Source organism: Sporosarcina oncorhynchi, assembly GCF_033304615.1.
GTDB classification, from domain to species: Bacteria; Bacillota; Bacilli; order Bacillales_A; family Planococcaceae; genus Sporosarcina; species Sporosarcina oncorhynchi.
In genome coordinates this window covers 3,316,745-3,329,865 of sequence record NZ_CP129118.1, presented here as the reverse complement: position 1 = coordinate 3,329,865, position 13,121 = coordinate 3,316,745, and the positions used below count along the sequence as shown (strand labels likewise).

The following is a 13,121-nucleotide window of genomic DNA, read 5'->3' as shown; positions in this document are numbered from 1 at the left end:
GGTGTATGATGCTTAAAGTGGAACATCTTTCAAAACAATATGGCCGTGGACGACGAAAGAGAAAAGTTCTTCACGACGTTAATCTTTTAGTCGGGGACGGCGAGCTTGTCGGCATTGTCGGTGAAAGTGGAAGTGGGAAAAGTACATTGGCCAGACTGCTCATGCGGTTGGAGAAGGTGGATGAAGGAACAATTACACTTTCTTCTACGGGAGATTTTTATGCGTCTTGCCAAATCGTTTTTCAGAATGCATCTGCAGCGCTAAACCCTTCGTGGACCGTACGGGAGAGTTTAATGGAACCTTTGCGACTAATGAATGGTAATCGAGAGGCGTATATTTGCGAAATGTTGGATAAGGTAAGTCTAAGTGAAAAGCATTTGAATCGATTGCCTTCCGAGTTAAGCGGTGGTGAGCGGCAACGGGTGAATTTGTTACGATCCATTTTAGTGAAGCCGAAATTATTGATTTGCGATGAAATCGTGTCGAGTCTAGACCGGTTGATCCAAAAAGAAATTGTAGAGTTGTTGCTTCAGTTGAATAAAGAGATGGGCATGGCAATTCTGTTCATATCCCATGATTTAAAAGTCGTAAACTATTTATGTGATCGGGTATATGTGATGGAGGCAGGTAGGGTTGTGGAAGAAAGCGTCAAACAGGATGGAGAATTTGTTTTTTTGCATCCCTATTCACAAAGAATGTTTGAGTGAGCAAATGGGATACGTGTATACTAAAGAGGATGTAGATAGAGAAAGGAAGATGATCATAGATGGAACAACGGCCGATGAGTCACTCTCGCACGATTAGTACTAATCTTGTGCTGCCTCCGGATACCAATCATATGCAAACGATTTTTGGAGGAAAAGTACTTGCTTACATAGACGAAATTGCAGCAATCACCGCTATGAAACATGCGCAAACTGCTGTTGTCACAGCATCGATTGACTCGGTGGATTTCCTGTCGTCCGCAAAAGTTGGCGACGTGCTGGAACTGGAATCCGTTGTGAGTTCGACGGGTCGCACTTCGATGGAAATTTTCGTTTCGGTGCATTCAATAGATTTGCATACAGGCGAAAAGAAGCTGACGACAGAATCCTTTTTGACATTCGTTGCGATGGATGAACATAATAAACCAATTCCTGTGCCGGGCGTGTTTCCTGAAACCGAGATGGAGAAGCGTTTATTTGAGACGGGTCCTGCGAGACGCGAGCACCGGAAGTTACGAAGAGATATTAAGCATTAATCGGTTAATGGATATTTAGAAGGTTTTATGGATTTTTAAAGTGAGTTATGGACTTTTGCAGTTCATTATAGACTTTTTGTTAGGTATCTATAAAATTTTCAGTGTGCATAATATCTAAATAGCCTATCACCCCTTAATGGCCCCCTTTTTTATAGAATTAAATAGTGTGCATTATTAAAATTGTGCATAATACTATTATATTTATGCTCAGTTTTTAATGAGTTGAATGAAGTAATTCCTATAGCTCGATAGTGATAAGTGCTAAACCAAAATTTATTAGTCCAAGCCTAAAGAGGATGTTATGTTCAGTATTTGAACGTAACGTCCTTTTTGTTCATACAATTGTAAAAGGATTTACGTCCCGTGAAACTGTTTAGCCTTGTGTCAACTTATCGAAGGCTAGAAAAAAGGTGTAAATTAACTTCAAATGAGTATGTGCTTCCGATATTAACACTGTTATAGGCAAAGTCGTTTGGTCATTTGATAAGAATTTTAAGTTTTAATATGTGGAAATTTTCGCGATATTTCAATTTGTTTGGCGGACCTTAGTGAAACTACTTATCGATTTTTGCTGATTAAGTTTATACCGATGGCAGCCATGATTTCAAAATCTCATTTTGAATAGGTTACATCTAATATCTATTCCTTAGAACCCTGCTTTGATAGAAGTAAACTCAGAAATAATTCTCTGATTTGAAAAATGTTTTAACTAGAAGGAGTTTTTTAACATACGTCGAATTATTAATTAAGAGAATTTACGATATGTAAAAAGTAGATATAAAACTAATTAATCATTACCTGTAACTTTAGTTGCTTGTTCTTACTAATTATGAAACGGGAGGATTAATTTGACTAAGAAAAAAATTTTTCTTTATTCTCTTATAACTATATCAATACTATTACTCTATATAGCCTTTATGGTTAGTGACAATAATGAATTGAGTCTCAAAAAGGCGGATGGTGAATTAACTCTCAAAGAAACAATAGTTCTCGGATTAAATATAGCTGAAAAATGGGATGAAAATGCACGGTTTTATAAGCTTACAAGTAGTGATGAGAATAAAGGTGGGTCTAGAGGAGAAACGGGAAAACGATATGATTGGAATTTATTCTTTATAGTTCCTGGAACAGACAAACATCTGCTTGTAGGTATATCAAAAGGAGAAATAGATTTAGAAAGAGAGATAATTGGACCTAAAAATGAAATGCCAATTGATTTGGACGATATTCAATTGGATAGCCCGAAATTATTAAAGATTGTCAGGAATAAATTTGATATCTACAAAGGAGAGGAATGGGCCACAGGATATCATTTTACATTAGATAACATTGATGGTAAACCAGTTGTAACAGTAGTTGGAATTGATAAAGATAAACTATTTACAAAAGTAGATATAGACCCTAAAGACGGTAAAATAATAGGCGCCGTACATAAAGTCCCGAAAGGGGGAGAGTTAATTTCAATAAGTTCAAAAACTAATACACCCAAAATATTAAAAACTCAAATGGATATAAAAGGAGTATCAGCAAATGGTGATAATTTAGTTACTTGGGGAGATAAAAAACCATCATCGTATGATTTAGTAAATCAGCCTTTTATTGAGTTTAGTAATGACAACGGAGAAACTTGGACTGCATTAAATATTCATAAAAGTATTGAAAAATCATGGTTTAATTCAAAAAACGAATTATATGTTGCTACAGAATCAGAGCTGGTTCGTATTAAAAATACAGATGTTAAAATGAAAAGTCTTTTAACTTTAAAAACACAATTGGAGAAAATAGATTATTCAGCCAACGATATTACGATTTTATCAAATAAAAATATATACACCACAAATGATAGTGGTGAAAACTGGAATAAGATCACTGAACCAGAACCTGTTTTATTTCTGCAAGTTTCAGAAGATGGAAATTTAATTATTCTTACACATGAAAGAAGGATTCTACTAAATAACGGTGAAAAGTGGATTAAGATAAAATTACCTACAAATGAACACGAGCTTTCGGATCTAAAGGTCATTAAGAATGATTTATTTCTCATTATGGGTAACGAATTGTGGGTTTATAATCTAAAAAATATGAGATTGAATAAATTAACAACCACCATGCAAATAAGTCAGTTAGTAAAAAAAGGAGATAAATTATTTGGGATTTCTGCAGAAGGAAATATTTACTCAATTAATAAAGGAGGGGGTTCTAGAGAACATATAACAAATAGGTTATTTTCAATTGGAGATAAGATTATCGCAGATGTAGAAACTACACAAAGAGGAATATTTATAGCAACAAGGCCAGATTTCATATGGGAAGAGGTTAAATAACAGACGTATAATAAAATTAGAAGGAATGATTCACTTGAAAAAAATAATTAAGTTTGTCATGGTACTAGGTTTGATTTTTTCCTTTGCACCACAATTTGCAAATGCCGCAACTTTTGAAGAAAAAAGTCAGGATGTAACGGCTTATACGGCAAGTCAATATAAAACAGATGGAAAAGCTAGATTAAATGCAAGCGGGAAAGCTCCTAGAATAGGAGATGTGGCAGTGAAGAGGAGTTCAGGTCTTCCATTTGGCACCATAGTTCTTACATCATCACCAATAACAGTTGATGGATATCTTAGAGAAAGTTTTGCAGTTCAAGATTGGGGTATTGACCCCGAATTGTCAACATATGCGATAGATATTTGGTTTGGGTTCTGTAGAACTAATGCATTCACTGGTACAGATGCAACGTTATTAGGATGCTCTCCGTCTGATGTTAAAGTTCAAAGTGCTTTCCGTTTTGGACAAAATAAAATGGATCTTACTTTTTACACTAGGCAAAATTTGGTTTTAGATAATTTGAATTCAGATGATTCCAGCCCTGGAAGTATGGATTTAGACGTTTCGAATTCAAATGATTCAGTCCTAGGAAATATAGATTTAGAGAGTTTGAATTAGATATACTTGAATTAATAAGCTACTGGTTCATTTATTTCTATCCTTTCCTGTTCTTTCCAAACCCTCTGTTTCTGAGCTTACAGTGCATTACATGGCAGGCGGAACGTAGTACTGCTCTTAATTAACGGAAAGCTCGATATCCGCTTGCCCTGTTCGCCCTCTTTTATCAGTTCCCACCAGACAACACGCCTCTCGAACGGGTTGAAACGAAATTCGGCGTCATGGGCAATCAATTGTATCACCATGCGCATGGCATCGACTTATCCGATCTTGGAGCACCGCTCGTCGAAGGGCAGGTCAGCTATGGAAAGGGTCAGATTCTGTATCGCGATTACACGAAGCGGGAAGACATCCTCACCGTCAAGTTAGCGATAAATGAAAAATCCCTACGAGTGAATGAATGCTCGAGGGGATTTTTGGCATTTAGAAGTCTAGTCGTCTTTCACTCACTTGTCGTCAGCTTGCCAATAAACTCCGTGAAAGTGTCGGCAAGTACATGGAAATTATTGCCGTTCCCGTCGTCCGGTTCCACGTAGACGATGTTCGGAATTTCACGATTTTCATAGTTGAAGCCAATCCAGGCGTGCCCGCTACCTGAAAAAAGGACGAGTTGCTTAGGCAGATCCCATTCTTGAGTGAAATAGTCGCTCTGCATTAACCCCTCTTCACTCGCCCCCATGAGTTCTTCCACTGCTATAAAGTCATCTCCACTTTCAATCGGGAAATCCACACGGAACGCTTGGTGCGTTACATTAACATATCCACCGTTTGCGATTTTTAAAAACTGGATGAAGTCGGGTGGCAACTTTTTGCCAAGTGCTTCTTCTGTCCGTGCGATGTCGGCATTTGTTGCAGGCTTATTCATGTCATCTTGGTCGAGTAGGTTGTTCATTATGTCAGCTCCTTTTGATATATATACTTAGTATACATATTAAATTGGGCGGAAGTTATTTGTGACTTAGAACTCTGATCTTGGTCTTATATTTGTAACAGTTCTCTTTTTTTTCGTATGTCCATTCCAAGAGAAGTTCGTCCAAATGCGCAAGATGAATTCTAAAGGACCTCTTGGTACATATCGTAAATATATGGTGCTGAAAATGCATTGGACCACGAAGATCAAAGTCCCGAGTCCAATCCCGTTCAAGACACCGAGTTTCCCGAATAGGCCAAGTCCGTATCCGTAAAAGATAGTTGTACAAATGACCGTTTGCATAATGTAATTTGTAAGTGAGAGTTTGCCTACGCTTTCAAAAGCGCGCATGAAAATCGAATTGGCTATTTTGGTGTACAGATAAGCAAATGCGGAAATATAACCAAGTGCCAATAAGGGTGCACCAGCTCCGATGAGGAAATCAGTCCATCCATTAATAGGAGCGAGTTCACCGACGCCTTTCATAAGAATTCCAAGCGGCAATAAAATCCATGTTGCTTTTAAGTACGAAGTGCCTTCATCACGGGGATTTGTGAACAGGCGTACACGTGCTGCGTACATACCGAACAAGAATAGTGGTGCCATAATGATTGGCGATAGAGTGAAAATAACAAAAACTAACGCTATTGGCAAATCAGATAAAGGATCTTCATTATTTCTAAATTGATAGATTTCTGTATATGTCCCTGTTGCATATATTTCGTTTGCTTTTTCGAGATAGCTGGCGGATGCTGAGAATTCATCAGTCGATTTTACCCCACTTGCGAATCCGGCTCCTATGAGTAAAATGGCATTCGTGAATACGAACATCATTAGTCCCCATATTAAAATCGTTTTTGTTTTTCTGTTAATGAAAAGCAGTAGGAAAAATCCGAATATCCCATAAAAAGTAAGGATATCACCTTCCCATAAAAACGTGCCATGTAAAACACCTAACAAAATTAAAAAGAGGAATCTACGCACGAAATATCGCTTTACCATTAAGTCTTTCTCCTTTAGGCTTTCGGCCATCTTCACAATGGAATACCCGAATAAGAACGTAAAGATAGGCATGAAACTTCCTTCAATAAAAATTTTAACGAATGTATACGCACCATTATCAACTGGTGACAAAGTTAAATCATCTTTCCCCCAAATTCCAAATTGAAAAATTAATAGATTAGCTAAAAGTATCCCGAATAAGCTTAACCCTCGCATTCCATCGATCAAGTGCACGCGTTGCTGTTTCAAATTAAATTCCTCCAAACTGGTAGTTTCCAAGGATTTATTTTCCTGGAAAGATGCTTGTGATACTGTTAAGGAAGCGGAATAATTGATTTTTTGAGTCAATTAATAGAGAAACTACCCACAATATCACTAACTATTGCTAGTATGAGAGATGAAGCTTATGTACAAGTGAAGGGTACCTTAATGGAATCTTAAGTTTGGAGGAACGTTTAATGGAACAGGCAAAAATATTAGTTGTAGATGATGAGCAAGCCATTGCTGATATGGTGGATATTATATTGCGAAAAGATGGATTTTCACAAATCGATATTGGTGCATCATGCAAGGAAGCAGAGTACTTAATTAACAACAAAGAGTATGATTTGTATGTGCTGGATATTATGTTGCCAGACGGAACGGGATTAGAGCTGGCTAAGAAAATAAGGAAACATTCAGATGCGCCGATTTTCTTTTTGACTGCGAAAACGTCTGATGCGGATATTCTACGTGGATTTATGCATGGAGCGGACGACTATATTACAAAGCCGTTCAATCCGATGGAGTTAGCGGCTAGAGTAAAGGTTCAAATCACTCGATATTTAGCCGGAAATGAAAAGAAAAAGCATGAGTATACATATGGGTCTATCCATCTTGACGTGGATGCAGCGGTGTTAACTGTTCAAGGAGAGAAAGTTGGATTGACGCAAAAGCAATTTCAATTATTGGAGATGTTCTGTACGCACCCTAACCAAGTGCTTTCTAAAGAACAATTATTTGAATCTGTTTGGGGGTATGGCGAAATCATTGATGATAATACAATTATGGTGCATATTCGGAAGCTGCGTGAAAAGCTGGAACGAAATCCTAGTCAGCCCGAGTATATTGTGACCGTTCGTGGAATGGGTTATAAACTTAACGTCTAAGGAGGGAATAGATATGAAGCTATCAAGTAAAATGACTGTCCGATTCATTCTCTACTTCCTCACTTTCTACTGGATACTATTTATGGGGACGACAGTCATTATTGTCATGTTTTTTTCGAATTTCTTATCCGGTTTTTACTTTCATGATATCCGCGCACTTGAAAAAACAGATGTTGAACGGGGAATTGTTCATCAAAATGGTACTCGGTCATTTTCCAAACCTTTTATTGATATTGCCAATCGAAGTGGAGGTATCGTTCAACTGATTGACGAAGGAGGAAATGTTCTACATTCCACGAAAGAGAGCTTGCTTCCTGAATCGTATGCGATTGAAGAGCTCATAGCAATATCCAAACAAACGGGTGTACTTGCTTGGGAGATGGATAATGAGGAAATGTTAGTATTCCTTCCCTATACAAGTAGTGACGAAGTATTGGAGACATTAGAAGCTAGTCCTTCATTTCCATCATTATCAAAAGAGGATGAACAGCTTTTAGAAGAGCAGCATGCATCATTTGAGCTATTCGATTCAAATGGGATTTTACTTCATTCGAACTCGCTTAAGGAAAGGGAAAAGTTAACGCCAGTTGATGTTTTAGCGAGCAATTCATCGATTAATGAACAGGAAGAGTTAGTTAGTTTTACTAAGCTGTCTTCGGGTGAAATTGCTTTTGTCCGTATAGAAAACCCTTATTACCAATCGCTTGCCCCGAATGATATTGTGCTTTTGAAAATGATGTTGAATTGGTTTATAGGATTTCATCTCTTTTTGATGTTATTTACACTTGGATTTTCATTGTTGATTGGCCGGAATTATGTGAAGCCGGTTTTCTATTTCTTAAAATGGATTGAGCGGTTATCCAATCAACGCTATGAACGGCCGAATGATCGAACGATGAGAACAAAAAAGAATCGGTTTAAGCGGAAATATAGGATTTATGAAGATATTGACCGGTCTTTAATGAGGTTATCGGAGAACCTGGAAAACAATGATCGAACAATACTTCAGACGGAGAAGTTACGGGAAGACTGGATTACAGGATTGTCCCATGATTTAAAAACGCCTTTAAGTTCAATTTATGGGTATGCCAACATGCTATCGTCTGATCATGACTGGACATCTGAAGAAGTAAGGGGATTCGCAAAGACGATGGTCGAGAAATCGGGCTATATGGATACGCTCATCAATGAATTGACGTACACCTATCAATTAAAAAGTGACGGAGTCATCTTTGACAAAACGAGAGTAAACTTCTTCACTTATGTGAGTGACTATGTTGACCGGAGTGACTGGAAAGAGCTGTGCAATCCAATTGGTGACAAGGAAGTTTACGTGGATATTGATCAAAAGCGGTTCGAACGTGTATTGGATAATATTGTTGGAAATGCAGTTAAGCACACCTCGGCTGGGACGCCTGTCCACACTGAGATTAGAACGGATGGCGGCTTTGTCGTTTTGGATGTACGGGATGAGGGCGAAGGCATTCCGGTGCAGATGCTAGAAAACCTTTTTAATCGCTATTACCGGGGAACAAATACAACGACAGACGATTCTGGGACAGGTCTTGGTTTGACGATTGCCCAACAGCTAGTTAGAGGGCATGGTGGAGAAATAGAAGTGGAAACATCCGCAGCCGGTACGACGATTTCCGTAAAGTTGCCTTTATCATCTTCATCTGGTTGAAACTAAATCAGCATCCAATCCGTATGAATAGTAAGTGAACTTTTAAAGGAGTGATTATAATGAGGGCGGATATACATGAACGTCAGATGGAATTGACGACATTGCGCAATGAGCGGGATCGGGTGAGACGCAGGCTTGAAGGTGCAGAGGTACAGTATAAAGCGGCGCTTGAGACACGTGGCCGGTTGGAGTGGCAGTTGTCGAAGGAACAGCAGGATGTCATAAAGTTAGGTAAATTTTCGTTTATGAACAAGTTGAAGGAATTGACGGGTAAGTGGGATGCACAGATGGAGAAGGAAATCAATGAAGTGGCGGAGGTAGAGCTTAAATTCAATGAAGCGGAGAAAACATTGATGGACTTGGAAGCGGAAGTCGGTCGTCTCCGTGAACAGATGAATAACCCGGATTTTCAGTATGTGGATGAGGATTGGGCAGATTTTCTTCGGGAGAAGGAAATTTGGATACGACAGAATGATACGACGGCGAACGCGACGCTACAACAGATTGCGGACGGCCGAGTACGCATCGGCTCAATGAAGAGGGAAATCGATGAGGCTCTTGAAGCTGGAGATAAAGCGATACGGGCACTTGATGCAGCGCTTGATAAGCTTGGAAATGCGGAAAGCCTTTCAGTCTGGGATACGTTTTTAGGCGGGGGAATGATCGTTTCTGCGCTGAAGTATTCGGAAATGGGCAGCTCAGATGATCTCGTCCATCGTGCGCAGCGGGCGTTACGTCATTATGAAACAGAGTTGATGGATGTGCAAAATGTGGCAACTGAATCGTTCGAGGTGAACCAGAAAGACATTTTCACATTCACGGATATCTTTTTTGATAATATTTTCTCGGATTGGATGGCGCATTCACGCATTTCTGAAGGGAAGACGAAGTTGAATGCCATTCTAGCCGATGTACGCCGGGTACAAGACCGGTTGAAACGCAAACGCGATGAGGCGATTGAAGAAGAGAAACGTTTGAATGAGCAGGAGCAGGCGATTATTGTATCTTAAATCGCCTGCCTCGTGTTCAATCGAATGCCAGAAACTCAATCCGGTTGCCGAACGGATCATAAGTGAAAAATCGTTCGCGTCCTGCGATAGGTGGTTCTTCAGAGATGATATAATCTGCTTCTTCAAGGCGGGTTTTTAATTGCTGAAGTGCATGTACGGTGAAACCGGGATGTGCTTTTTTAGCAGGTGTGAAATCAGCTTGAATGCCGATATGGACTTCCTGTACACCACATTGAAACCAGCAACCGCCCCGCGCCTTCAGATTTTCAGGTTTCGGGATTTCCCGCATACCAAGAATTTCCCCGTAGAATTTTCGTGCCAGCTCTTCAGAGTCAGGCGGCGCAGCGATTTGGATATGATCGATCCCTGTGAGAAATTGCGTCATGCTCATCACTCCTTATCTCAAAAGTGGATGCGGGCGTTAAGCCTCGACCGGCACTGGAGGGCTTGCCGACAATGGTGCGCATTTTGCACCATTTCGGAAAGACCGAAGTGACCCGAGAGGCTGCCCGCATGAACTAGCCGTCTCAAAAGTGGATGCGGGCGTTAAGCCTCGACTGGCACTGGAGGGGATACCGACAATGGTGCGTATTTTGCGCCATTTCGGAAAGACCGAAGTGACCCGAGAGGCTGCCCGCATGAACTAGCCGTCTCAAAAGTGGATGCGGGCATTAAGCCTCGACTGGCACTGGAGGGGATACGTCCAGTATGCAGGAGTTGACTAGCAGAAGCTATGCGTGTATTTGGAAGTAGGGGCATAAGTATTGCTTATGAAGTTTTCGTTTTTCCATAGGATAGGGGAGGGTGGTAGGGGAAGTGGATTATATCCTGTTATATGTTATCGGCGTAGTGGCGATGACGCTTGGTACACTGGCGGGTGGTGGTGGACTAATAACAGTTCCAGCTATGCTGCTCATGGGTTTTCCTATTCATGCCATCATCGGGGCGGGTAAGATTTCAACGACGGTCAGTTCCTTTTCGACGTTCATGACGGTACTTGTGAAAAAACGTGTGACGTGGAAGGAATCTTGGTGGATCATTCCGGCATCGCTGACAGGGGGGCTGACGGGTGGTTTCATCGCGACGAGGTTGGCAGAGGGCACGCTGTATGTCGTTGCAGTCATTTTGCTCATAGGCGCGTTTATCATTTCATTCTTTTCAAAAGCTGTTTTTGCTGGGAATGAAGAGTTGCGGCCTTCAAAAGTGGGCGTTTCGGGGTTACTAGGTATTGGCTTATATGACGGTATGTTTGGTCCAGGGCAAGGCACGCTGTTATTATACTTATTCAATCATTTACGGATTAGTTATATGCGGTCAATCGGATTTGTTAGGCTTGCCAATTTTTCAAGTGGATTCGGGGCTGCCATCAGTTTCATCGCGATGGGGAAAATTATTTGGCCGATGGTATTCGCACTTATGTTAGGGTCTCTGACAGGTGCCCAAATCGGTGTGCGTCTATCGGAAAGACTAAATCCAAAGCATGTGCAATGGCTGTTGCGGTTTGTAACGATTGCATTGATCGGCCAGTTAATTGTAAAAATGTTCATTGAGTAAAGAAATAATGGATGTAGCTGACGCGTTGTATTTCAATTGCTCAAAGGACTTTTAACTCATTTTACATAAATCAGTAAATGCCCTTTACATCTTCCGGTTTGATAGTGTACTATGTAACTAATACACCGATACAGGAGGAGGCAAATGGATGGAACAGTGGAATGGACTGATGCGTAAAGAGTGGATTCAATGGAAATGGCAGCTTATCCTAGCGGGTGGCATGGTGCTGATCGCGTTATTGACGTTACCGCCAGTCGTCGGTACATTGACCAAAGATCATGAGATCGTATTTGAAATGACGATGGTTCTAAGTTTCATGCTAATGGCGGTAGGAATCATTATTCCTTTATTAACTTTTACGACAATGTTTAACCGGGAAATGAAGCTGCCTGATTTGTGGTTACATTCAACTGCGAGCAGTTATAAGCTCATCTGTGTGAAGTTTTTGATGGCTGCATTTATCGGATTAGGCGCTTTACTATTACCTGCAGTTATTGTAGCAATTCGTTTTGCGATGACGGAGTTTCGTGAAGTGACCTTTGATGAATTGGCGTTTTTCGGAACGACGGCAATTATCTTCTTTTTCTGCGTCTCATTGATGTTTATGGCCATCGGTTTTTTCTTCATCGTCATCGATCGATTACTAAAACCTTTTTTATCGAGCTTTTCAATTATCGCAACAGGACTGCTTTTTGTTCTTTCTGCCCGGGTATATGGGGAGGTTACAAGTTCGAGTTTCTATGAGCGCTTCTTCCACGCCGGGAAAGTCAATTTGTTGGCAATGAAAAATACTAATCTCCAGATCGGGGAAGGCTCATCCCTTTTTATGGACCTTGATATTTACGTTGGAGACATCCTATTCGATGCAGTCTTAACCGTCATTTTATTCTTCCTCGCAATCAAGCTGTTTGAGAAGAAGGTGAGGATATGACATTGACTTCGAGATGGTGCGGACTACTGAAAAAAGAATGGGTGCTGATGCGCTGGCAGATAATTGCCTTTATCGTTTTATCCTTGTTAGTTTGCTTTTTCAGCTTGACGCCTGTGTTAGCGGGAATCCATGATTTTCAGCATATAAATCCACTCGGTCTGTATGACATGATGTTGAGGATTTTACTCATTATGGGTCCGGTGCTCATCGTTATTAGTATCGAATACGAACGAAAACAGCTTGACGTATGGCTTCATACGGAGGCTTCAATAGTCCAGGTTCTTGGCGTGAAAGTATTCTCAGCGATACTAGTCGTTGTTGTGGCAATGCTGCTTAACATGATCCTTGCTGGAATCACTTATTACTTTAGTGCCCCTGATAATGCAATTCCGTTGTCTGAAGCGGTCAAGCTTATGACGAACCTTGGCGCTACGGCAGTTATTAATGCAGTGTTCAACACGATTGCAGTCCTTTTTGTATGGATCTTGTTAGGGATCATTCAGTTGAAAATCGGGAATTTTGCTGCCTTTGTCATCCTTATTCCCGTGTTAATGATGTCCACGTTTTGGGCTGTGTTGACAAGCGTGTTCCCGGTTAATGCACCGTTAAGTGTAGTAGGTTTCGTCACATACGCACTGCTTTCAATCGTATTTTTCATAGCAGGTACCATGCTGTTTGCTAAGAAAGTGAGGGTATGAG

At 40.4% G+C, this 13,121-nt stretch carries 13 protein-coding genes and 1 pseudogene; 11 read left to right on the top strand and 3 right to left on the bottom strand.

Annotation, left to right across the window (positions count from 1 at the left end; translation table 11 throughout):
* Positions 1-5 precede the first annotated feature (5 nt).
* The 5 genes and pseudogenes from QWT69_RS16525 to QWT69_RS17355 form a co-directional block, all read left to right on the top strand.
* Positions 6-707 carry an ABC transporter ATP-binding protein gene (locus tag QWT69_RS16525; RefSeq protein ID WP_317967545.1) on the top strand — a complete coding sequence of 234 codons (702 nt, stop codon included), beginning with the start codon at positions 6-8 and terminating at the stop codon, positions 705-707.
* Between the two features lie 59 nt (positions 708-766).
* Positions 767-1,240 (top strand): acyl-CoA thioesterase, encoded by a 474-nt coding sequence (locus QWT69_RS16520; RefSeq protein WP_317967543.1) that lies wholly within the window; start codon positions 767-769, stop codon positions 1,238-1,240.
* An 848-nt stretch (positions 1,241-2,088) separates the two neighbouring features.
* Positions 2,089-3,564 (top strand): WD40/YVTN/BNR-like repeat-containing protein, encoded by a 1,476-nt coding sequence (locus QWT69_RS16515; protein ID WP_317967542.1) that lies wholly within the window; start codon positions 2,089-2,091, stop codon positions 3,562-3,564.
* Between the two features lie 34 nt (positions 3,565-3,598).
* A complete protein-coding gene (locus tag QWT69_RS16510; protein ID WP_317967541.1) occupies positions 3,599-4,183 on the top strand; it encodes an RlpA-like double-psi beta-barrel domain-containing protein in 585 nt (194 codons plus the stop codon).
* A gap of 188 nt (positions 4,184-4,371) precedes the next feature.
* A pseudogene (locus tag QWT69_RS17355) lies at positions 4,372-4,575 on the top strand (UV damage repair protein UvrX); the annotation flags it as partial.
* Between the two features lie 50 nt (positions 4,576-4,625).
* Here the strand turns inward: QWT69_RS17355 and QWT69_RS16505 are convergent.
* Together QWT69_RS16505 and QWT69_RS16500 are read right to left on the bottom strand one after the other, a co-directional pair.
* Entirely contained in the window at positions 4,626-5,075 is a 450-nt protein-coding gene (locus QWT69_RS16505) for an SMI1/KNR4 family protein (protein ID WP_317967540.1), read from the bottom strand.
* A 66-nt stretch (positions 5,076-5,141) separates the two neighbouring features.
* Positions 5,142-6,344 carry a DUF418 domain-containing protein gene (locus QWT69_RS16500; RefSeq protein ID WP_317967538.1) on the bottom strand — a complete coding sequence of 401 codons (1,203 nt, stop codon included), beginning with the start codon at positions 6,342-6,344 and terminating at the stop codon, positions 5,142-5,144.
* A gap of 209 nt (positions 6,345-6,553) precedes the next feature.
* Here QWT69_RS16500 and QWT69_RS16495 point away from each other — a divergent pair, with 209 nt between their 5' ends.
* From QWT69_RS16495 to QWT69_RS16485, 3 genes are read left to right on the top strand one after another with little or no spacing between them, the layout of a single operon-like run.
* Positions 6,554-7,243 carry a response regulator transcription factor gene (locus QWT69_RS16495; RefSeq protein ID WP_317967536.1) on the top strand — a complete coding sequence of 230 codons (690 nt, stop codon included), beginning with the start codon at positions 6,554-6,556 and terminating at the stop codon, positions 7,241-7,243.
* 13 nt (positions 7,244-7,256) lie between these two features.
* Complete coding sequence (locus tag QWT69_RS16490) at positions 7,257-8,927, top strand: sensor histidine kinase (protein WP_317967534.1); 1,671 nt, start codon at positions 7,257-7,259, stop codon at positions 8,925-8,927.
* Between the two features lie 59 nt (positions 8,928-8,986).
* Entirely contained in the window at positions 8,987-9,937 is a 951-nt protein-coding gene (locus QWT69_RS16485) for a hypothetical protein (protein WP_317967532.1), read from the top strand.
* A 16-nt stretch (positions 9,938-9,953) separates the two neighbouring features.
* Here the strand turns inward: QWT69_RS16485 and QWT69_RS16480 are convergent, their stop codons facing one another.
* Complete coding sequence (locus tag QWT69_RS16480) at positions 9,954-10,322, bottom strand: VOC family protein (protein ID WP_317967530.1); 369 nt, start codon at positions 10,320-10,322, stop codon at positions 9,954-9,956.
* Between the two features lie 431 nt (positions 10,323-10,753).
* Here QWT69_RS16480 and QWT69_RS16475 point away from each other — a divergent pair, with 431 nt between their 5' ends.
* The 3 genes from QWT69_RS16475 to QWT69_RS16465 all read left to right on the top strand — a co-directional run bounded on the left by QWT69_RS16475 (position 10,754) and on the right by QWT69_RS16465 (position 13,120).
* Positions 10,754-11,491 (top strand): sulfite exporter TauE/SafE family protein, encoded by a 738-nt coding sequence (locus QWT69_RS16475; protein ID WP_317967528.1) that lies wholly within the window; start codon positions 10,754-10,756, stop codon positions 11,489-11,491.
* 148 nt (positions 11,492-11,639) lie between these two features.
* On the top strand, positions 11,640-12,422 hold the full coding sequence (locus tag QWT69_RS16470; RefSeq protein ID WP_317967526.1) for a hypothetical protein: 783 nt from the start codon (positions 11,640-11,642) through the stop codon (positions 12,420-12,422).
* Positions 12,419-13,120: a hypothetical protein gene (locus QWT69_RS16465; RefSeq protein WP_317967524.1), complete on the top strand. Its 702-nt coding sequence runs from the start codon at positions 12,419-12,421 to the stop codon at positions 13,118-13,120. Before QWT69_RS16470 ends, QWT69_RS16465 begins: the two co-directional genes overlap by 4 nt.
* Position 13,121 lies beyond the last annotated feature (1 nt).

Excerpts from the sequence above, each read along its gene's own strand:
- QWT69_RS16480 (WP_317967530.1), bottom strand. The coding sequence starts at position 10,322 with ATGACGCAATTTCTCACAGGGATCGATCATATCCAAATCGCTGCGCCG.
- QWT69_RS16490 (WP_317967534.1), top strand. The coding sequence starts at position 7,257 with ATGAAGCTATCAAGTAAAATGACTGTCCGATTCATTCTCTACTTCCTC.
- QWT69_RS16525 (WP_317967545.1), top strand. The coding sequence starts at position 6 with ATGATGCTTAAAGTGGAACATCTTTCAAAACAATATGGCCGTGGACGA.
- QWT69_RS16495 (WP_317967536.1), top strand. The coding sequence starts at position 6,554 with ATGGAACAGGCAAAAATATTAGTTGTAGATGATGAGCAAGCCATTGCT.
- QWT69_RS16505 (WP_317967540.1), bottom strand. The coding sequence starts at position 5,075 with ATGAACAACCTACTCGACCAAGATGACATGAATAAGCCTGCAACAAAT.
- QWT69_RS16470 (WP_317967526.1), top strand. The coding sequence starts at position 11,640 with ATGGAACAGTGGAATGGACTGATGCGTAAAGAGTGGATTCAATGGAAA.
- QWT69_RS16465 (WP_317967524.1), top strand. The coding sequence starts at position 12,419 with ATGACATTGACTTCGAGATGGTGCGGACTACTGAAAAAAGAATGGGTG.
- QWT69_RS16520 (WP_317967543.1), top strand. The coding sequence starts at position 767 with ATGGAACAACGGCCGATGAGTCACTCTCGCACGATTAGTACTAATCTT.
- QWT69_RS16485 (WP_317967532.1), top strand. The coding sequence starts at position 8,987 with ATGAGGGCGGATATACATGAACGTCAGATGGAATTGACGACATTGCGC.